The following is a 20,316-nucleotide window of genomic DNA, read 5'->3' as shown; positions in this document are numbered from 1 at the left end:
GAATAGGTGGTAGCCGGGAACATGCTTTTTGAAAGGAAAAAAGGGTGAGCCTACGAACGCGCAAAAGATGTTTTCCATTTTCAAGATACGCTTGATATTTCCGAAAAGAATCAACTCATTCGTGTATCCACTGTGATTATGTTAAAATGCAAGTAGACTGGAATGGGAAAGGCGGTGTGGAAATGAAAATTAAAGCGATTGAACCAACGCCGAGCCCGAATACGATGAAAGTCGTATTGACGGAAGCACTGCCGGACGGCGCCCGCAGCAATTATAAGAAAGGGCAGGAAGAAGGGGTGCCGCCTGTGATCCGCCGTATTCTTGATATCGAAGGCGTGAAAGGCGTATACCATGTTGCGGATTTTCTCGCGGTGGAGCGGCATGGTAAAACGGACTGGCAGGACATTTTGCCGAAAGTGCGTGAGGTGTTCGGGGAGGCGGAAACAGAAACCGGAAACAGCCCTCGTGCCAATGAGCATTTCGGGGAAGTTCAGGTGTTTGTCCAGATGTTTAAAGGCATTCCACTCCAGGTAAAACTGACGGACGGGGAACAGGAAAAACGTTTTGGGCTGCCGGATTATTTTGCCGAGGCGCTGGCCGCTGCGCAACTGGAAGGCGACAATTATGTTTTCTTGCGGAAATGGAAAGACTTCGGCGTGCGGTACGGAGAGATGCAAGAGATCGGTGCGGAAGTCACAGAAGAAATCATTGCCGCTTATCCGAAAGAAAGGCTAAACCGGCTTGTAAATGAAGCGCAGCATCCGGAACAGGTTCCCGCTGCCAAAAAAAGATTGAAATTAACGCCCGGCATGCTGGAAACGGATGACTGGCGCAAAAGGTACCGGCTCCTTGAACAAATGGAAGACCCTGATCTTTCCGACTTGCCTGTTCTTGAAAAAGCCTTGGGAGATGAAAAGCCATCGATCAGGCGGCTTGCCGTTGTGTATTTGGGCATGGTGAAAGACAAGCGGGTACTGCCGCTTTTATACCGCGGTCTGCATGATGCGAATGCAAGCGTGCGGCGGACGGCAGGCGACTGTCTTAGCGATCTCGGGTTCAAAGAGGCATGCGGGGAAATGGCAAAAGCGCTCAAAGACAAAAGCAAAATTGTCAGGTGGCGCGCCGCCATGTTTTTATACGAAGCGGGTGACGAAGCTTCTCTACCGGCTTTAAGGAAAGCGGAAAACGACCCTGAATTTGAAGTCAGGCTCCAGGTCAGAATGGCGATTGAGCGGATTACAAAAGGCGAAGAAGCAAAAGGCTCGGTCTGGAAGCAGATGACAGAAGCAAGGCAAATCCAGCCATAATTAAAGGAGGACATCAACATGTCAATGGCATATGAAGAATACATGCGGGCGCTTATTACCCCGATGAGGGAAGAATTGACGGCAAACGGGTTTACGGAACTGCGTACACCGGAAGAAGTAGAGGCCTATATGGAAAAAGCGGAAGGCACCACGCTGGTTGTCGTGAACTCGGTGTGCGGCTGCGCAGCCGGGCTTGCGCGTCCGGCAATTGTTGAGGCAATCCGGACGGCTGAAAAGAAGCCGGACCATCTTGTTACGGTATTTGCCGGCCAGGACAAAGAAGCAACGGCAAAAATGCGTGAGTATTTTACCGGCATCGAACCCTCCTCCCCTTCTGTGGCGCTGCTTCAAGGGAAAGAAGTGGCCCATTTTATCCCGAGAAGCGATATCGAAGGGCATGAAGTCGAAGAAATCATCGAAAATCTGCATGCTGCTTTTGACCAACACTGCGCATAAAATTGCGGCCCCGTTTGCATCATTCCGGTTGCAAAATGGGGCCTGTTTTTTCTGTGTAAATATTATATAATAAATACATATTCGAACTGTTGGGATATGGAGGGGATCACGTGAAAAACTGGCTGAAAAAATCAATGGTTATCCTTGTTTCTGTTTTAACATTCGGCCTTGTCCCCCCTTCCCATGCAATCTGGAATCATCTCTATAAAACTGGCAATGAAACGGCGGAAACGACTTCTGCTTATTCCAATCGGACGGCTGCCACAAGCCGCAAGATTGACAGTGCCGCGCTTGCTCGGTCATTCGTTGAAGATGCAGAAAAACGGGCTTATCTGAAATTCGGGGAAAGGATCAGGCCTGTTATTGAAGACGAGTTCCGTGCTGCCGTTTTGCCAAACATTCAAACCGCCATCGCGGAAACGCTGCAGGAATACCCGCAGGACAAACTACCGCTGCTCGCTGTTTCAGACCAGCCGAGTGCGGGAACCGGTGAAAAAATGTTTCATATTTACAATACGGAAACAAATAAAGACATCATCCGTTTCCATGTCCGGCGCGACCATCCGCCCGGCGACGGCTACTATTTTAATTTCCATTACCATGTAGCCTTTGACCATTTCCAAACGCACCGCCACCTTGGCACCATTTACTGGGGCAAAAACATGCCGCCGCAATGGATGAAAGGATAAAGGCGGGTTGAAGAACGCTTGTCGCGGCAGCAGCTGACAGCGCTGCAACGGATAAAAGACTAAAGCGGTGTGGAAGACGGACACCTCATCCAGTCGAACATTTCATGCGCTTTTTGCAAACGCAGTGAATACAGCACCGGCAGAAGGATGTAAAATGAGCGAAACATGGCTTCTTTGTTGCCGGCCGCAAAAAGGAATAATTATGCAAATGGATGGTTTTGCCCCATTGTAAAAACTGGATTTCAATTTATATAACGCAATTTTCCAGGATAGAAACCCGGATATTTGAATGACAAAGGATGGAATCATGATGAAACAATATTTAGATCTTTGCCGCGAAGTGCTTGAAAACGGCGTCAAAAAAGATGACCGGACCGGTACCGGAACGATCAGCGTTTTCGGCCATCAAATGCGGTTTCATCTGGAGGACGGTTTTCCGCTTCTGACAACTAAGAAACTGCATTTGAAATCGATTATTTATGAACTGCTCTGGATGCTTGAAGGAGATACGAATGTAAAATACCTCCAGGAAAACGGCGTCCGCATTTGGAATGAGTGGGCAGATGAAAACGGCGACCTCGGCCCGGTTTACGGGAAACAATGGCGTTCATGGCAAACCCGGGACGGGCGGACGATCGACCAGATCACCCAGGTCATTGAACAAATCAAAACCAATCCGGATTCCAGGCGCCTGATCGTTAACGCATGGAATGTTGGGGAGATTGACAGGATGGCCCTGCCGCCGTGCCATTGCTTTTTCCAGTTTTATGTGGCAAACGGCAAGCTGTCATGCCAGCTGTACCAGCGTTCGGCCGATATTTTCCTCGGCGTGCCGTTTAACATTGCTTCTTACGCGCTGCTTACGATGATGATTGCGCAGGTTACGGGGCTGGAACCGGGGGACTTTGTCCATACGCTTGGCGATGCCCATATTTACTTGAACCATATCGAACAAGTGAAGCTGCAGCTGACACGGGAGCCCCGCAAGCTGCCGAAAATGGTTTTGAATCCTGAAGTAAAAGACATTTTCTCCTTCCGGTACGAAGATTTTACATTAAAAGATTACAATCCGTATCCGCACATCCCGGGGAAGGTGAGTGTATGATTTCCTTTTTATGGGCGGAAGATGAAAAAGGCGTGATTGGAAAGAACAATGCGCTTCCGTGGCATCTTCCCGAAGACTTGAAGTATTTTAAAAACATAACAATGGGTCATCCGGTTGTCATGGGAAGGCGGACGTTTGAATCGATCGGAAAGCCGCTTCCCGGCAGAACGAATATTGTGATGACGAGAGACCCGGATTTTAAGGCCCAAGACTGCGTCGTTGTCGCAGGCAAAACAGAACTGTTAAAATGGGCGGATGCACATGGCGGTGAGATTTTTGTCACGGGCGGCGCGGAGATTTTTGCCCTGCTGCTTGAGGAAGCGGAAAAATTGTACCGGACGAAAATACATGCTGACATGGAAGGCGATACCTATTTTCCGCCTGTTGACTGGGAGGAGTGGGAAATGGCTTCCAGCACAAAAGGGATAAAAAACGAAAAAAATCCTTATGACTACGAATTTCAAGTATTTGTACGGAAAAGGTAAAAAACCATGGAAACATTCCCATGGTTTTTTCTCTGTGCCATCAGACATAAAATAAAATCGTGAAGTACATAAACGCGCTTCCGGCAATGACAAAGATATGCCAGATCGCATGGGAGTAAGGAAGGTTTTTCCATGTGTAGAACACTGCGCCTACCGAGTAGCAGATCCCACCTGAAAAAAGGAGCCAGAATCCCGGAGCCGTAAGCCCTTTATACAAAGGCTCAATCGCAATGAGGATCAGCCAGCCCATGATTAAGTAAAGCATTGTGGACAATAATTTAAAGCGGTGAATGAGAAAACATTTTCCGGCAATGCCAATGGCAGAAACTCCCCATACGACCGAAAACAGTACCCATCCCAAAGTGCCATGCAGTGTAATCAGCACAATCGGCGTATACGTTCCGGCAATTAACAAGTAAATGGCAGAATGGTCCAGAATCGCGAGAAATGTTTTCACTTTCGTCCAGTAAAAGCTGTGCAGCAGTGTGGAAAACAAATACAAAAGCAGCATGGAAACCCCGAAAACAAGAAAACTTCCTAGATAGAGCGGGTTATTCTTTTCTGCGGCGAAAACGACGAGTATAACCATCGCCGGAATGCTGAGCAGAAAACCGATGCCATGCGTAACGGCATTGGCCAGTTCCTGTTTCCAGGATGAAAGCAGTGTTGAAGTTGTCAAAAATTTAAACCACCTTCGTCTTTAAGCTTCTCTTTATTATAGGGTTTTGCGGGGCAATCTGCAATGGAAACAACTTGCGTCTTTAGCGGGTGCAATTTTATGCATTCATCAGCAGAAGATCCCGTTTTTCATGTTATAATGGGTACATTGTAAATTCAGAAAGGCTAAGTGGTGTCAAAAATGAAAAAATGGTTCATTCCTCTTCTCGCTTCCGTTGCGCTTGCTTTATCGGGCTGTTCACACGGCATAACCGGCCTGTTGTTTAAACCGGCAAGCAACGAAAAAAAGATGGTGCCCGTTCCGCTGCACATCGTCTCGATCGGGGACTCCCTGACTGAAGGCGTAGGCGACAGCAAAGGGCGCGGCGGTTACACCTATTACTTGAAAAATGAACTGGACGCCTTAAAGGGTGTGAAAAAAACCACCATTGCCAATTATGGCGTAAAAGGGAACCGGACCGACCAATTGCTTGCCCGGCTCCAGGATGAAAAAATTCGGAAGTCCATCAAGGATTCAGATGTTGTTATGATTACCATCGGCGGCAATGATATGATGAAAGTGCTCCGTGAAAATATTTCCAATTTAAACAAGCAGGAGTTTGAGGCGGCCATTCCAGGGTACAAACAACGGCTCGATCAAATTTTCCGCCGCATCCGCGCGATCAATCCGGATGTAAAGATTGCGCTCGTCGGGCTCTATAACCCTTTTTCGAAGTGGCTGACCGATATAAAAGAAGTGGACCAAATGCTTGCAGCCTGGAATGATGCCAGCAAAGAGGTGGCATCGCGCTATAAAAATACCATTTTTATCCCAGTTGCAGATATTTTTGAGAACAACGAAGATGAATTGCTTTATGACGATCATTTCCATCCGAACGATGAAGGGTATAAACGGATGTCGAAACGGATTTACCGGTATCTCCTGAAAGGGAATTTTTTGGGGATTCCAAAATAGCAAAGTGGTAAAGGAATGATGCTTGCGTGAAAAGAAACCCATGGAAAATCGCTTTTTTTGCACTGGCTTCAGTGGTTGTGGCCTTTGTACTTGTGCTTTCCTTTTTTCTTTTTGTGCCGGATGGCCGCGTGCCCAAACCGGAAAAAACCGGAAAAACGATTGATTTGCGGGTAGAGACAAACAAGGCGGACTTAACGGCGCTCATTAACCGTTATTTGCGGGAAGAAAAAATAAAAGGGAAAGTGCTTTTAAATGATGAAGTCGTCTACTATGGAACTGTCGGGGTCTTTTCTGAAAAAATGCAGTACAAGATGACGTTTAAGCCGAAAGCGTTAAAGAACGGGGATCTCGTTTTAAAACAAAAATCGGTATCCCTCGGTTCCGTCCATCTCCCGGTATCCTATATTTTACAATTCGTCAAAACGACCTACCATCTGCCGAAATGGGTGATCATCCAGCCGGGCGAAAAACTGGTGTATGTCCAGCTGCAAAATATGAAGCTGGAAAACGGCGCCAAGGTGAAAGTCAACGAATTTGATTTGCAGCATGATGACATCTCGTTTACACTTGGATTTCCAAAATAAAGCAAAAAGCCGGCCTTTAAAAGCCGGCTTTTCAATATGCCACAGAAGGTTTCGCCGCCGCCTGTGTACATGATACGGATTTTAAACGATCTTGACGCGGACGTAAACGGCACCAAAACACTTGTCTGGGCGCATTACACGGGTTTTAAACGATCCTTAACCCTTTCGGATAAAAGTTTTTCAAAATGCCGCCCGCTTCTTTGCTCCAGCCGAGCGGAAAACCGTCCACCGTGATCAAGATCCAGCCGCGGTTCTCGCTTGTTCCCGGTAGTGTCTCCCCTTTTAAATAGCGGATGCATTCACTGCTTTCGGCGCGAAGGTCCATCCGGTGTTTGCATTGTCCGGCTTTCAGGGAAAGCGCGAGCGCGTGATTCGGTTCAAATCGATTTTTTTTGAAAGTACCGAGATGCAGGCCGCACCGGACAAGATGGAGCCCCTTTAACTGCGGGCAGTTAAAAGGCAGCAGGAAAAGCTCGTTTTTATACAGAAAAAAGGAGCGCCTGCCCGGGTCAAAATGCTCGAGGGTGTTTTTGGCAAAGGTTGTCCAGTCTTTTTCCTGTTGCTTTGAAAGCTTCATGCCCTTTTCAAGCGGCACCTTTTGCCCCGTTTCCTCCGCGTGTTTGCGCATTTTTGCAGCAAAATGTCCTTCGCCTTTTAAGCGGTGCGGCCATAAACGCGCCGCATTGGACAAATCTTTCCGCTTTTCTGTTGCCCATTCCGGCTTTCCCGGTCCAACGCCGTGTTCATGGGGAATCGGCACCAGTGCCATGTCTTCATGCCGCGCCAAAAAAGCTTCAATTGTCTGTTCGTTTTCTTCCGGAGAAAAGGTGCAGGTCGAATAAACAAGGGTGCCGCCGGGCTTTAGCATCTTCAAGGCATGCTCCAAGATCGTGCGTTGTTTTTGCGCGCACGCTTCGACATGTTCCTGGCTCCAGAAACGCGCGGCTTCGGGATCTTTTCTGAACATGCCTTCCCCGGAGCAGGGGGCGTCAACCAAAATTTTATCGAAATAGTTTTCGAAATGCCGGCTCAGTTTTTCAGGCGTTTCGTTTGTCACAACGGTATTGGAGAACCCAAGCCGTTCAATATTTTCAGAAAGCGCGCGCACCCGCTTCGGATGGATTTCATTTGCAAGCAGAAATCCGTTTTCGCCGATTCCAGATGCAATTTGCGTCGATTTGCCCCCCGGCGCGGCGCATAAATCAAGCACTTTATCGCCTTTTTCAAGTCCGAGCTGCCCTGCGATAAACATCGCGCTCGGCTCCTGGATATAATAGAGCCCGGCGGCATGGTACGGGTGTTTTCCAGGCTTGTCTTTTTCTTCATCAAAATAATAACCGGAGGCAAAAGGAATTTTTTCCAAATGGAAAGGGTTGTGCGCATGCCATTCCGTTTCGCTCACTTTTGTCGGATTCAGGCGCAATCCGGACGCCCGCGGTTTTTCATAGGAGCGGAAAAAATCATCGGCTTCCTTTCCAAGCAGCTTCCCCATCTTTTCCATAAAGGTTTCAGGTAATTCCAATCATGAGACCCCTTTCCGTTAAAATCGCCGCTATGATCCATTATAATGAAATCGGGGCTTGCAGTCACGAAACTGGATGAAAACAACATCAACAGGTAAAATAAAAAATAATCTTTTATAAAGGGGGGAGCCGCATGGCAGAGGAAACCGCGATTTTTGCCGGCGGATGCTTCTGGTGCATGGTCCATCCTTTTGACCAATTGCCCGGCATTCAAAAAGTTGTTTCTGGGTACACAGGCGGAACAAAGCCGAACCCGACATATGAGGAAGTGTGCTCCGGTGCGACCGGGCATACAGAAGCTGTTGAAATTACGTTTGATCCGGAAGTTTTTCCTTACGAAAAGCTGCTTGACATTTACTGGCGGCAAATTGACCCGACAGATGCAGGCGGGCAGTTTTACGACAGGGGGGGCTCTTACCGGCCGGTTATTTTCTATCAAAACGAAGCCCAGCGGCAGGCGGCGGAAGCTTCAAAAAAACGGCTGGAAGAGAGCGGGCGGTTTAAAAAGCCGATTGCTGTCACAATTGAACCGGCTTCTGCCTTTTATCCGGCGGAAAGTTACCATCAGGATTATTACCGGAAAAATCCGACCCATTACGAGGCTTACCGGCAAGGTTCAGGCAGGGCCGCATTTATCCGCAACCATTGGAGGGATGAACATGAAGGATGAAAAACTGACGCCTTTGCAATATGAAGTGACGCGGAAAAACGGAACGGAACCGCCGTTTCAAAATGAATACTGGAACGAGTTCCGCGACGGTATTTATGTCGATGTTATTTCCGGAAAACCGCTGTTCAGTTCAAAAGATAAATATGATGCAGGCTGCGGCTGGCCGAGTTTTACAAAACCGATTGATGCCGGCCAACTTACCGAACGGCTTGATACGAGCCACGGCATGATTCGTACGGAAGTGAGAAGCAAGGCGTCTGACGCGCATTTGGGCCATGTGTTTCCGGATGGGCCAGGCCCTGCGCATCTTCGGTACTGCATGAATTCAGCCGCGATGCGTTTTATTCCGAAAGAAAAGCTTGAGGAAGAAGGATATGGGGAGTATCTTGCGCTCTTTGAAGAAAAAGAATAAGCCGGCTGGGCGGATGCACATACAAAACGGGCCCGTATCCCATACGATGCACTGTACAGAAAAACAGTTTTTTTGAGGAGTGAATGGGATGTATTACGGCCATGAAGGTGCTTACCCTGCATATGACCCCTGCTGCGGCTACGGATACGGTTATGGGTCTGGTTCGGTCGGTTCCGGTTACGGCTGGGGCTTTGCAGGACACAGAAACGGCTTTGCTTTAATTGTTGTGCTGTTTATTTTGCTGATCATTATCGGCGCATGCTGGATCGGCCCCAATTAAAAATGAAAAAAGCCCAGGGCTATGCCCTGGGCTTTTTTCGTGTCCCTTTTATATTTTAAAGTTTCCGATCAGCTTGCGCAGGTTTTCTGCCTGCTTTGACAACTCCGAGGCTGCGGCTGTGACTTCTTCCATCGATGCAGACCCTTCCTCGGTACTTGCTGCGGTCATTTCCGTATTTGCCGCGGTATTCATGGCAATCTTGCTGACGGCATCGAACGAATTGGCGACATCGACAGAAAGTTTTTGCGTTTTTTCAATTTGGGCGGCCATGTCAATAATGACATTTGTCGTTTCATTCGTTTGTTTTTGAATGACTTCTAGCGAGTGCATCGTTTCATTGGAAATTTGCACGCCGGAAGTAACCGCCTCTACCCCTTCCTGATTCTGGCCGATAATGGTGCTAATTTCTTTTTGGATCGAACGCACAATATTCGTGACTTCCTGGGCAGCAGACTGGGATTGTTCGGCCAGTTTTCTGACTTCATCTGCTACGACGGCAAAGCCGCGCCCGTGCTCCCCGGCCCTGGCTGCCTCGATTGCCGCATTCAATGCAAGCAAATTGGTTTGTTTGGCAATCCCGGTGATCGTCATAATGATCTTTGTAATATCATCCGACTTTCCACCGAGCGCCTCTACCGTTTTGCTCGTATTTGTCATGATCGCTTCAATGCTCTTCATTTTGCCGGACGTTTCCATAATGGACCGGCTGCCTTTTTCTGCCGATTCTTTCATATGGAGCGAAGCCTGTTTTACCGTTTCCGCCTGCCGGAAAAGCGTATCGACCACTTCTTCAAGCGACTTCATTTTCGATAAGGATGTATCCATCTTGGAAGAAGTTTGTTCGCTGTCTGCCGCGATTTCATTGGCTGTTTCCGCAATCGACTGGATCGTTTTCGATGTTTCTTCAGAAGAAGCGAGCAGTTCTTCGCTTGAGGCAGAGACACTTTCCGCCATCGCGGATACTTCTTTTACAAGCCGGGCAATGCCGTCTATCAGCTGGTTTGTATCTCTTGCCAGTTTTGCCAGTTCGTCATTGGACGTCACTTCAATCCGCCTTGTCAAATCCCCGCCGGCATCTGCGATTCCCAAAATCGACCGGCTGATTTTTCTCGTGCTCGATTTGATGTTTTTCGTTAGGCTGATGCTGAGCATGACAGCCAGCACGATGGCAAGCAAGGAAAGGGTGACGGTTACGATCCGCGCAATCAGGACGGAACGATGCAAGTCGCCGATCCGGCTTTCTGATGCCTGTGTGGTGCTTATCAGCAAATCATGGATGCTGCTTTTCAAATTTTTCATGTAGTCGGATGCCTGGGAATCCTTCACTTGTGCAACCGCTTCTTGTTCCGACCCGTACTGCCTTGCTTCGACAACCCGGTCAACTGTTCCTACCCAGAAATTATAGGCTTCCGAAATTTTTTCGAGTTTTTGGCTCTGCAACCGGTCATCTTTCAGCATTTTTTGCAAGCGGCTTAACGTGCTGCTGGCTTCCTGTTTCCCCTGGTCATACGGCCGTAACGCAGCTTCATTTCCGGAAATGGCGTAATTCAGGGCGCCCGTTTCAATTTCGCCGGTCTGATTGAGCAGGCTTTGGACACGATCGTGCACGGCGAGGTCATGCTGGACAACATGATTGATTTCATTCTCCAGCTCGCGCATGTTTATGTATGAAGTGACGGTTAATACAATGAGCAAGACGGTTAAAACCCCGAATGAAATCACAATTTTTCCCCTGATCGTCTGCAAATAATAAAGGGGAAGCCGATGCAGCTGGCGGTTCGGACGGGAATTTTTCCGTTTCTCGCTTTTTTGCTTTCTTATTGCAAAAATGTTCCTTTTATTCAATCAAAAGCCCCTCCTTTTTACCCTGTGAACCGCAAATCATCATCTATATTTTAAACATGTTTTCTATCTTTTTCTAGTTTTTTGTAAAAACTTCCTCTTCCCGTAATGCCACCCTTTCTACTTTACGCGGGGGAGACGATCCGCTATATTGGAGTAAAAATCATTTTGGGGGATACTTATGAAATCTTTTTACCAGTTTTTAATGAGATATAGGGATCCGCATCTCCGTGACGAGTTGACGGTTTTTGCCAATGGGGCATACAATGATCACAGTTTTCCGAAACATTCAACCAACTATCATGAAATCAGTTCCTATCTCGAATTAAACGGGCATTATATCCCGTCAATGTCGGTTTTTGATCGGGCATGGGAGATTTATAAAGGCGAAAGCAAATAACCGGCCGAAAATTGTGCTGTTCGCTTTTTCCGGAGCGCATGCATAGAATGAAGTAAAACGTGTTTCGTTTTCAAGGAGCATGAAAAATGGATGCAAAAGCGCCGAAGTTTCAAGTTGGAGATACAGTGGTCGTAAAAGTATACGGGACGGTGGGAAAAATTACGGCTGTGAGACAGCTGGAAGGAGGGTATTTCTATGTGGTCAATGACCGGGAAGGCCTCCTAGCCGAACAAAGCCTCGCCCGCCTGGAAGAATATGACGGGATTCTGTATAAGAAAGAGGAAGTCAATATAGAATTGAAATTTTTTATCGGGGATATTGTAAAAGTAAAAGGCTATGGCGGCGTTCTTTTTAAAATTGTTGGTTTCCGCACGGAGATTTGGCGGTATGCAGAAGATGCATGGGAAGATGTGATTTATGAAATGGTCAGCATTCCAAAGGGCGAATGGCTTGAAGCGGATGAAGAAGAACTTTTGTTAATCGCCGATGCCGGGCAGGCCGATTCGTTTGTCAGCCGTTATCAATTTTTTTACCCGATGAAAAGCAGCCCCCTGTATCAGCTTGTCACTTCCGACTTGAAAACGCAGGAAAAAATCGACCGCCTGCTCGATATGTATAATGATTATGCGCTACTGTTAAACCTGTTTGGTGATGAGGCATACAGGGCCATGCTTGAGGCGGTCAAAATGCAAATCCAGGTTCTTTCGGCGCACGGCGGCCCGGATTAGTTTAGCGGGTTTGGCATATCAGGCCGTACGGGGTCATATTTATATCAACAAACAGAACAAAACGCGGGGTGGCTGCGGGATGAAAAAAGGGGGCGTTTTTAATGGAGAATATGGATGTTTATATTGATACAGAGGAAATCGCCGCATTCTTTTTTAAAGAGCTCGTGAAAAGGGGATTTGCGCCCCGTGAAGAAGAACTGGACGAAATTGCCGATATCACTTTTGAATACTTGCTTGCAAAAAGCATCATAGACGAAGAATATGAAGACGATTCCATATGAGGCGATCTGTTTGCAGGCCGTACAGGGAAAGGTGCAGCATCGGTATCCGGGACAGCCTTTTTCGGTCCCGCACGAAATAGCACTTGATGTCCCGTTGAATTTGCCTTAAAATAAAAAGAGAAATCGCAGGGGGAGAAACCTGCGATTTTTTTTGGCAAAGGAGCGGGATGCGGACGGTTGTGCGCTTAACGGGAATGTGCTTGCTTTTTCCATCGCAGAAAGATCCGGATGGGGCATTCATGCCGCTTCTTTTGCAGTACCGGCTCAAAATGGGGGCGAGCATCCATTTTGGGACAGAAGCCCATGCCGCAGTGAACGCGGTACCGGTAGAAGGATCAAAAGCACAAATTTTTTAGGATAGAGAAAGGTGACAACATGAGAAAATATGTATATACCGGCCTTGCCGCGATTTTTTTGGCCGGCTGCAGTGTAACAAACGGAAACCAGCCGGAAACGGGCGCCCATAAAAGTACCGCGCCGGCGAAACCGGCCCACACGGATACCGCGAAAAAAACCGGTTCCGGTTTGGTGCTTGATGCAAAATATTTTAACAAAATCAAAACGGTTAACGGGAAAAAAGTGATCCAGAATCCGGACAATATTTTGGCGCTTGTCAATAAAAACTATATTCTCGGGGATTACAAACCGAAAGACCTCGTCCGGCCGAATGTCCGCTTTTCATTTGGCGACGAAAGAATCGAAAAAAGCTATATGCGGAAAGAAGCAGCCGCGGCGCTTGAAAAAATGTTTGCCGCCGCCGAGAAGGACGGCATTGAATTATATGCCGCTTCCGCATACCGGTCGTATAACCGCCAGAAAGCTGTGTATGCGGCAGAAGTGCAAAGTTCGGGGGAAGAACATGCAGAACAGGCGGTTGCCATCCCGGGGTCGAGCGAACATCAGACCGGTCTCGCCGTTGATATTACAAGCCAGACCGCCCATTTCCTTCTCTCACAGCAAATGGGGAAGCAGAAGGAAGGCATCTGGCTTGCAAAACATGCGCATGAATACGGGTTTATTTTAAGGTATCCGAAAAACAAAGAGAACATTACGAAATATGAGTACGAGCCCTGGCATTTCCGGTATGTCGGAAAAGAGGCGGCAGCCGTCATTTACAAGCACGGCTGGACGCTTGAAGAGTATTTCGAACATGTACATAAAGCTGAATAAATCCTGGGCTCTTTTATTAAAAAGAAAAAGCTGGTAGAATAAAGAAGTTAGAAATCGGGAGCTATGACTTTTGGAAAACGGCATGAAAGTGGTGAAGCCTTTGGACGATGAGAAGAAACAGACGGAATCCGGCCAGGAAGAACAAACCGGTTATATCCGTATGAAAAAATTTAAATTTGTCATGCTTTTGTTTTTCGTGATTTTCATAACAGCCGGCATTACGACCGCTGCCTTTGCGTTCGGCGACCAAAAAGCCGTCAACGTGACGACTGTCAACCGGCCGGAGTTTGACAAACTGTATAAAGCATATGACAGCATCCAGAAAAAATATTACACAAAAGTAAAACAGAAGACGCTTGTCGATGGGGCCATTAACGGAATGGTGGAATCGCTCAATGACCCGTATTCTGATTATATGTCAAAAACCGAAGCATCAGACTTCAATAACACCATTTCTTCTTCTTTTGAAGGAATCGGTGCGGAAGTGGAAGAAAAAGATGGCTATATTGTGATTGTTTCGCCGATTAAAGGTTCTCCGGCCGAAAAAGCCGGCCTGAAGCCGAACGATAAAATACTCGCGGTTGACGGCAAAAGCGTCCATGGCATGAGCGCCAATGAAGCGGTCATGTTGATCAGGGGCAAAAAAGGGACAAAGGTGACACTCACGATCCAGCATGTCGGATCGAAAGACGAAACGAGAGTGACCTTGACACGCGACACGATCCCGGTCAATACGGTTTATGCGAAGATGTTGAAAAACGGGGTTGCCCATATCCAGATTACGACATTTTCAGACGGCACATATAAAGAATTCAAGGCGGCCGTTGAGAACATGAAAAAGCAGGGCATGAAGTCGATGATTGTCGATGTGCGTCAGGACCCGGGCGGACTGCTTGACCAGGCTATTAAAATTGCGAATATGTTTGTGCCGGAAGGGCGTACGATCCTGCAGACGGAAGACCGGAACGGCTCCCGGGAGAAATATGTGGCAGAAAGTGGCACGAAAATTACGGTCCCGGCGGTTGTGATGATCGACGGCGGCAGCGCGAGCGCTTCTGAAATTTTGGCGGCCGCACTGAACGAATCGGCAGGCATTCCGCTTGTCGGCGAAAAATCATACGGCAAAGGCACCGTGCAGTCTGCTGAAAAATTCAACGACGGATCGATTTTAAAATTCACCGTCCAAAAATGGCTGACACCAAATGGCAGCTGGATCCATAAAAAAGGGATTGAGCCGGATGAGAAAGTGTCGCTTCCGGATTATGCCAAACTTCCGGTGATCGGAACAGATGCAGAATTGAAACTGTATTCGGTCTCGGAAGATGTAAAGACGGCGGAAAAAATGCTAAAAGCACTCGGTTACAATCCGGGCAGGGTTGACGGGTACTTCGACTGGAATACAAAAACGGCTGTCGAAGCTTTCCAAATGCATGAAAAAATGCAGCCGACAGGCATCATCAATGGCGATACGGCAACCAAACTGATGTCTGAAATCAGCAATCTTATTACGCGGCATGATACGCAGCTCAAAAAAGCCGAAGAAGTTGTCCAAAAAGAAAAATAGCAAAATAAGCCGGGAGCAAATCTCCCGGCTTATTTTATGCAATCCCATGCACGAAAAATGATATAATAAAGTCAGGAGATTCGCTGTCCCATATGAGAAAGGAAAGGAATGGGAGTGTTGGAGACAAAAGATACAGTTGATCTGGAATTCATCTTCCGTAGAATATACCGAAAAATTAAAGAAGAACTGCATAGCTTGTTAAAAGAGCATGTGACGCTTAACGAATTTATGGTGTTAAAACTTTTATCGGAATCCTCGATGCGTTCATCCGATTTGTCGAAAATACTGCAAGTTTCCGCCAGCCATATTACTTCTGTAACCGATTCGCTCGTGGAAAAAGGGCTGATTGAGCGGAGAAGATCCAATAAAGACAGGCGCGTGGTCGATTTAATTTTAACGGAAAAAGGAAAATCGTTAATCAGTCAGTTGAAAGAAACCAAATCCCGGTTTCTGAAAGACCAGTTGGACGTTTTTACGGAGGAAGAACGGGAAACATTGTACAGGCTATTCCGGAAGTTTGAAGATCACCTCAATCAAATGCACTGATATGAAAACGCGCCCATATACACAAAAAGCGCCCTGAAGCCGCAAGCCCGGCTTCGGGGCGCTTTTTTTAAATGAATGTGGCAGCATGCAACATTTAAGAAAAAAATGTAACAATACCCGTCCTTTTTCCGCCTTGTCAACCCCGAAATCCTTCCATCTTTTGGATATTTAAAAAGACGGTGCCAATGTGTGAAATGATAGGAAATTCGCACGATGCATGGGAACCTTTGATACAGCTGGCTTTTTCATTTTCAGTTTGCAAGCAGGCCCCTGCTTTGCTGCTTGTTCTATTTTCTCCCAGAAATATTACAAAAATCGTATGTTATGATTCTATTGTGTACGAGAGAGAAACCAACGAAAACGAGGGAGGACATCATTGATGAAAAAGGCCATGTTCACAACAGCAGCAGCACTTGCACTGATCCTTGCACCGGCAGTTTCCGGCAAGGCGGGGGCAGCCTCAAACGAAACAAACTGCAGCCCGAAAACGGTTGTTCAACATGAATACAAGTTTCATAGCATGCAGGAATTGGAGAACTGGTTAAAGCAGCATAACATCCGTTTTTCTTTTAAACCGGCAACCAATCAAACGGCTTCAAACAACGCAGGCAAAACGAACCAGACAACGGCAGCACCAAAGCAATCGGCACCGGAACAAACAGCAGCACCAAAGCAATCGGCATTAAAACAAACTTCAACGCAACCGGCAGGCGGCACGCAGTCACAGGCTGCCAACACGTTAAACGCCTATGAAAAACAAGTGGTGACCCTTGTAAACGAAGAACGGGCGAAAAACGGCCTTGGCGCGCTGAAAATCGATACGGTTTTGAGCAAAATGGCGCGCGTCAAATCGAATGATATGGCAACCCATCAATATTTTGACCATACAAGCCCGACTTACGGCTCTCCGTTCGATATGATGAAGCAATTCGGGATCTCGTATCAATATGCCGGTGAAAACATCGCAATGGGCCAGCAAACACCGCAGGAAGTCATGAATGCATGGATGAACAGCGAAGGCCACAGAGCGAATATTTTAAATAAAAACTTTACCCATATCGGCGTGGGCTATGTTGAAAACGGCCATTACTGGACACAAGAATTTATTGGAAAATAAATTGCTTATCGCAGCCTCTTTTACGGGGGCTGCTTTTTTGTGCGCACTTTTTGAAACGTCACTTACGGAAAACGGGTCCACTTTCCTGTACGCTGGTCCATCTGCCGGATAAGCCCCGCTTGTGCCAAACCTTATCCATTCTTTTTCAGCAAATCTCCGGCTTTTTGCTGGATATAATGCAAGCGTCCTAAAAGTGTTACCGCACCTACAGCAAGGCCTGTGATCAGTCCGATCCAGTAGGCAAACGGGCCGAGGGCGGTGACGGCATCCAGCAAATATCCGAGTGGAAGCCCAATAACCCAATATGAAACAAACGTCATAATGGTCGTAATCCGGACATCTTTATACCCTCGAAGCGCACCTTGCACCGGCGCCTGAACCGCATCTGACCATTGGAAAAAGATGGCATACAGCAAAAAATGTCCGGTTAACCGGATGACAGCCGGATCATCACTGTAAAACGCTGCCACTTGTTCATGGAATAAGTAGAGCAACAGCCCGGTCAAGGTGGCGATCACAACAGCGGTTATAAGTCCGATTGTGCTGTACAGGCGGGCGTCTTTAAATCTTCCGGCCCCTGCTTCAAAACTGACAAGAATCGTCATTGCAAGCGAAATGCTGAGCGGAAGCATGTACAAAAGCGATTCAAAATTCATGGCGGCCTGATGGGAAGCGATCGTGTCAGTGCCAAATTTGCTCATGAACAATGTCACAACCGAAAAAATGCTCGATTCAAAAAAAGTCGACAACCCCATCGGGATCCCAAGCGACAACAGCGCTTTCCAGCTGCGGAAAGAAACCGGGTAAAACGTGCGGAACAGCCGCATTTCAGCAAAACGCGGCAAACGCATAAGCACAAGGATTGCAATCAACAAGATAAGCCAGTAGGTGATGGCGCTCGCAACGCCGGCACCTGCCCCGCCAAGCTGCGGAAATCCGGCATGCCCGAAGATGAACAGAACATTCAATCCAATATTGATGGGCAGCGCCAACAGCGTGATCAACATCGATATTTTTGTCAGCCCGGTCGCATCAATCAGCGAGCGGCAAACCTGGTAACAGAACAACGGAATCAGCCCGAAGGACAGGGCAAATAAAAACCGATGCGCGACCCTCTCCACATGCGGCGCTAAATCCATCCGGCCAAGGACCGGCCCGATCGATAGCCCGCCTGCAAACAGCACCAGTACAGCCATACAGACGGCGACGTAAAGGCTCTGGATAAATGTACGGGGGATTTCATCCGTGTTTTTGCTGCCGATCAAATGGGAAATGATCGGGGTAACCGCCTGTAAAACCGTTCCCAGCCCGGTTGAAACGGGGAACCAGAGGGATGCGCCGATCGCAACACCGGCCAGATCGGCTTTGGAAAAATGGCCGGACATCGTTGTATCGAAAAAATTCATGAGCAGCATCGCAAGCTGGGTGATGAGAATCGGCAGAAATAAATGCCAAAGCTGTGCGATTTTTTCTTTTAAGGTAAAGGTTTGTTTCATGTTCATTCCCCCAACTTTTCCACGGACTCCAAAAAATTATAACATATTCATTTTTCGGGCCGCCATGGATAGCCTGCCATGAAGATGGAAATGCCCGGCGAAAGATTTGCAAACCCGTAAAACCATCATGATTTATAAAAAGTCTCATATAATAGAGTGACCAGACAAAAACGGGAGAGTCTGTATGGAGCTGAAAAAAACCTATTCGACGTTGTCTCACATGTACCTGTGTCAAACCGTTATTCTTGCATGCGGCCTTTCCGCATTTTGTCTCACGCTGATGTATATCGGGCGCGGCGGCATGTTCAACTGGCTGATTTTGGCCGTCTGGCTGTTCATTCTCTACTTTGCTGCGCGCTATTTCTACTATCAAAAGATAGAAGAAAACATATCCGGAGAAAAAGGGGAGGAAGAAAGACAAGCGGACAGCGGGCAGTACTTGATCCAGTTTCCGCCCGGTGCAAAACTCTCGGTGCAGCTTTATGATGGAAGCGGCCGCTTAGGGTGGCTGCTTGAGGAAAAAGCTTTCAGACAACAAATCCGGTATTTCCGCCTTGAACGGGGAGCGGGCGCCACATTTAGCGCCACGGTCCGCAAACGGCAAAATTGGGAAATCAGCATCGGGTTTCCGGCATATGAACGGTTCTTTTCATTAAAAAGAGCAAAGGGAAAAGAAATGATATTTGAAAACGGCAGCCGGACTTGTGCGATCCGGAAAAATGGAAACCATGATTTGGAATTTTACCGGGACGAACAACTTTTAGCAGTGGTGTCACGCGGCGTGATGCCGGTGAGCTGGCAGCAGAAGTTTCCGCTTAATGCACCGGTACTTACTTTTATACGGGGGACGGAAGAAGACGAAGTACTCGTCATCGCACTGCTCGCCTTTTTTTACAGGCATAATAAATATTTCGTGTAAAAAAAAAGAAGAAATGATACAATTTTTGTAAGTATAAAGAAAGAAAAAGAGAGGAAATCCATCATGCATGTGAAACTGATTAAATGCCACGGCTCAGGCAACGATTTTTTGCTGATCGATGAAACGGAAATCTCTGCGCCATTAACGGACGACATCCGCAAAAAAATGGCTCTGTCATTTTGCCGGCGCGATGCCGGGCTCGGGGCGGACGGCCTGCTCTTTGTGTCGGAAAGCCAGCAGGCAGACGCAAAAATGCGGGTATTCAATGCGGACGGTTCCGAGGCGTCCATGTGCGGGAACGGCCTGCGCTGTGTTGCGCGGTACGTATCCGAAAAACGCGGGAAAGACGATCTGTTAATTGAAACGATGAAAGCAAATCTATATGCCCGCAAAGCAGAGCCCCTATTGGACGGCATCCCAACGTTCCGGGTCGAAATCTCGCCTGTCTCCTTTGACTTGAACAAACTGCCGATGCATATTGATAAAGAAGTGCTCATCAATGAACCGGTTAAGGCCTTGTCGGAAGATTTGTCGTTTACAGCAGTTGCGGTGCCGAATCCGCATCTGATCGCCTTTGTCGAAAATGAAGGATTCCGGTCTGATACGCAAAAAACATTGTCCGAGTATGTGAACGGACCAAATGATATCTTTCCGGACGGCGTGAATGTCAGCTTTGCCAAACCGATTGGTGAAAATGGCTTATACGTCCGCACGTTTGAACGCGGCGTCGGTTTTACAAATGCGTGCGGAACGGCGATGTCCGCTTCAAGCCTTGTGGCCTGCCTGTTAAGATTGCGCCCGTTCGGTGAAATGATCGACGTGTTCAATAATGGCGGTAAAGTACGGTGCTTTGTCCAAAAAATTGAAAAAGAAGGGGAACCGGCATACACGATTGACCTGATCGGTAATGCCACCTATTTATACGAAACCGCTGTTTCTTTTGACGATGGGCACCCGGAACAGTTCCGGATTGCAGAAAAAAAGGATTTCGGCGAACAGAAGCTGTATCAAAAGCTCGAAACCCATGCAAAAGAAACGGTAGAGAAAGCATTGGCTTAAAATTTTCGTCTCCTGTAAAAGGGAGGCGTATTTTTTTCGATTGGAAAGCT

The 20,316-nt window shown here is 47.5% G+C and carries 23 protein-coding genes and 1 pseudogene; 20 read left to right on the top strand and 4 right to left on the bottom strand.

Annotated elements, in window-relative coordinates; genetic code table 11:
* The first annotated feature begins 182 nt into the window (after nt 1–182).
* The 5 genes from ABR335_RS10530 to ABR335_RS10510 all read left to right on the top strand — a co-directional run bounded on the left by ABR335_RS10530 (nt 183) and on the right by ABR335_RS10510 (nt 4,042).
* A complete protein-coding gene (locus tag ABR335_RS10530; protein ID WP_276211115.1) occupies nt 183–1,307 on the top strand; it encodes a conserved virulence factor C family protein in 1,125 nt (374 codons plus the stop codon).
* An 18-nt stretch (nt 1,308–1,325) separates the two neighbouring features.
* Nucleotides 1,326–1,763: a BrxA/BrxB family bacilliredoxin gene (locus ABR335_RS10525; RefSeq protein ID WP_017550772.1), complete on the top strand. Its 438-nt coding sequence runs from the start codon at nt 1,326–1,328 to the stop codon at nt 1,761–1,763.
* 110 nt (nt 1,764–1,873) lie between these two features.
* Nucleotides 1,874–2,452 carry a YpjP family protein gene (locus ABR335_RS10520; RefSeq protein ID WP_017550773.1) on the top strand — a complete coding sequence of 193 codons (579 nt, stop codon included), beginning with the start codon at nt 1,874–1,876 and terminating at the stop codon, nt 2,450–2,452.
* Nucleotides 2,453–2,762: 310 nt separating this feature from the next.
* Entirely contained in the window at nt 2,763–3,557 is a 795-nt protein-coding gene (locus ABR335_RS10515; protein ID WP_026104540.1) for a thymidylate synthase, read from the top strand.
* Nucleotides 3,554–4,042, top strand: a complete 489-nt coding sequence (locus ABR335_RS10510; protein ID WP_017550776.1) for a dihydrofolate reductase — start codon at nt 3,554–3,556, stop codon at nt 4,040–4,042. Before ABR335_RS10515 ends, ABR335_RS10510 begins: the two co-directional genes overlap by 4 nt.
* 40 nt (nt 4,043–4,082) lie before the next feature.
* Here the strand turns inward: ABR335_RS10510 and trhA are convergent, their stop codons facing one another.
* Complete coding sequence (trhA, locus tag ABR335_RS10505) at nt 4,083–4,721, bottom strand: PAQR family membrane homeostasis protein TrhA (RefSeq protein WP_017550777.1); 639 nt, start codon at nt 4,719–4,721, stop codon at nt 4,083–4,085.
* A gap of 180 nt (nt 4,722–4,901) precedes the next feature.
* On the opposite strand from trhA, the gene ABR335_RS10500 reads away from it, so the two are divergent.
* Complete coding sequence (locus tag ABR335_RS10500; RefSeq protein ID WP_017550778.1) at nt 4,902–5,675, top strand: SGNH/GDSL hydrolase family protein; 774 nt, start codon at nt 4,902–4,904, stop codon at nt 5,673–5,675.
* A 26-nt stretch (nt 5,676–5,701) separates the two neighbouring features.
* A complete protein-coding gene (locus ABR335_RS10495) occupies nt 5,702–6,259 on the top strand; it encodes a YpmS family protein (protein WP_017550779.1) in 558 nt (185 codons plus the stop codon).
* Nucleotides 6,260–6,404: 145 nt separating this feature from the next.
* Here ABR335_RS10495 and ABR335_RS10490 read toward each other — a convergent pair whose 3' ends face one another.
* Entirely contained in the window at nt 6,405–7,781 is a 1,377-nt protein-coding gene (locus tag ABR335_RS10490; RefSeq protein ID WP_061565813.1) for an RsmF rRNA methyltransferase first C-terminal domain-containing protein, read from the bottom strand.
* Nucleotides 7,782–7,915: 134 nt separating this feature from the next.
* Between ABR335_RS10490 and msrA the strand changes: the two genes are divergently transcribed.
* The 3 genes and pseudogenes from msrA to ABR335_RS16825 form a co-directional block, all read left to right on the top strand.
* Nucleotides 7,916–8,452: a peptide-methionine (S)-S-oxide reductase MsrA gene (msrA, locus tag ABR335_RS10485; protein WP_017550781.1), complete on the top strand. Its 537-nt coding sequence runs from the start codon at nt 7,916–7,918 to the stop codon at nt 8,450–8,452.
* Nucleotides 8,442–8,864: a peptide-methionine (R)-S-oxide reductase MsrB gene (msrB, locus tag ABR335_RS10480; RefSeq protein WP_017550782.1), complete on the top strand. Its 423-nt coding sequence runs from the start codon at nt 8,442–8,444 to the stop codon at nt 8,862–8,864. The genes msrA and msrB overlap by 11 nt, the downstream gene beginning before the upstream one ends.
* 190 nt (nt 8,865–9,054) lie before the next feature.
* Nucleotides 9,055–9,144, top strand: a pseudogene (locus ABR335_RS16825) (YjcZ family sporulation protein); the annotation flags it as partial.
* A gap of 48 nt (nt 9,145–9,192) precedes the next feature.
* Here ABR335_RS16825 and ABR335_RS10470 read toward each other — a convergent pair.
* Complete coding sequence (locus tag ABR335_RS10470; protein ID WP_035188542.1) at nt 9,193–10,989, bottom strand: methyl-accepting chemotaxis protein; 1,797 nt, start codon at nt 10,987–10,989, stop codon at nt 9,193–9,195.
* Nucleotides 10,990–11,167: 178 nt separating this feature from the next.
* On the opposite strand from ABR335_RS10470, the gene ABR335_RS10465 reads away from it, so the two are divergent.
* The 8 genes from ABR335_RS10465 (at nt 11,168) to ABR335_RS10430 (ending at nt 16,792) form a co-directional block, all read left to right on the top strand.
* The gene (locus ABR335_RS10465; protein WP_014098457.1) at nt 11,168–11,386 is read left to right on the top strand and encodes a YozE family protein; all 219 of its coding nucleotides are present in this window, start codon (nt 11,168–11,170) and stop codon (nt 11,384–11,386) included.
* 86 nt (nt 11,387–11,472) lie between these two features.
* The gene (locus ABR335_RS10460) at nt 11,473–12,114 is read left to right on the top strand and encodes a hypothetical protein (protein WP_014098456.1); all 642 of its coding nucleotides are present in this window, start codon (nt 11,473–11,475) and stop codon (nt 12,112–12,114) included.
* Between the two features lie 101 nt (nt 12,115–12,215).
* Complete coding sequence (locus tag ABR335_RS10455) at nt 12,216–12,395, top strand: YozD family protein (RefSeq protein ID WP_014098455.1); 180 nt, start codon at nt 12,216–12,218, stop codon at nt 12,393–12,395.
* A gap of 200 nt (nt 12,396–12,595) precedes the next feature.
* Nucleotides 12,596–12,751, top strand: coding sequence for a hypothetical protein (locus ABR335_RS10450; protein WP_260832616.1), 156 nt, complete (start codon nt 12,596–12,598; stop codon nt 12,749–12,751).
* Between the two features lie 19 nt (nt 12,752–12,770).
* A complete protein-coding gene (locus tag ABR335_RS10445; protein ID WP_014098453.1) occupies nt 12,771–13,565 on the top strand; it encodes a M15 family metallopeptidase in 795 nt (264 codons plus the stop codon).
* A 70-nt stretch (nt 13,566–13,635) separates the two neighbouring features.
* A complete protein-coding gene (locus tag ABR335_RS10440; RefSeq protein WP_035188546.1) occupies nt 13,636–15,129 on the top strand; it encodes a S41 family peptidase in 1,494 nt (497 codons plus the stop codon).
* A 108-nt stretch (nt 15,130–15,237) separates the two neighbouring features.
* On the top strand, nt 15,238–15,675 hold the full coding sequence (locus ABR335_RS10435) for a MarR family winged helix-turn-helix transcriptional regulator (protein ID WP_014098451.1): 438 nt from the start codon (nt 15,238–15,240) through the stop codon (nt 15,673–15,675).
* 379 nt (nt 15,676–16,054) lie between these two features.
* Nucleotides 16,055–16,792, top strand: a complete 738-nt coding sequence (locus ABR335_RS10430) for a CAP domain-containing protein (RefSeq protein ID WP_350346165.1) — start codon at nt 16,055–16,057, stop codon at nt 16,790–16,792.
* A gap of 131 nt (nt 16,793–16,923) precedes the next feature.
* Here the strand turns inward: ABR335_RS10430 and ABR335_RS10425 are convergent, their stop codons facing one another.
* Complete coding sequence (locus ABR335_RS10425) at nt 16,924–18,288, bottom strand: MATE family efflux transporter (RefSeq protein WP_179234381.1); 1,365 nt, start codon at nt 18,286–18,288, stop codon at nt 16,924–16,926.
* Between the two features lie 184 nt (nt 18,289–18,472).
* On the opposite strand from ABR335_RS10425, the gene ABR335_RS10420 reads away from it, so the two are divergent.
* Complete coding sequence (locus ABR335_RS10420; RefSeq protein WP_014098448.1) at nt 18,473–19,207, top strand: hypothetical protein; 735 nt, start codon at nt 18,473–18,475, stop codon at nt 19,205–19,207.
* 63 nt (nt 19,208–19,270) lie between these two features.
* Complete coding sequence (dapF, locus tag ABR335_RS10415) at nt 19,271–20,266, top strand: diaminopimelate epimerase (protein ID WP_014098447.1); 996 nt, start codon at nt 19,271–19,273, stop codon at nt 20,264–20,266.
* Nucleotides 20,267–20,316: the final 50 nt, after the last annotated feature.

The organism is Heyndrickxia faecalis, assembly GCF_040267745.1.
In the GTDB taxonomy this organism is placed as follows: Bacteria; Bacillota; Bacilli; order Bacillales; family Bacillaceae_C; genus Weizmannia; species Weizmannia faecalis.
The sequence above is the reverse complement of the archived record's forward strand: the minus strand, read 5'-3'. Positions and strand labels throughout refer to the sequence as shown.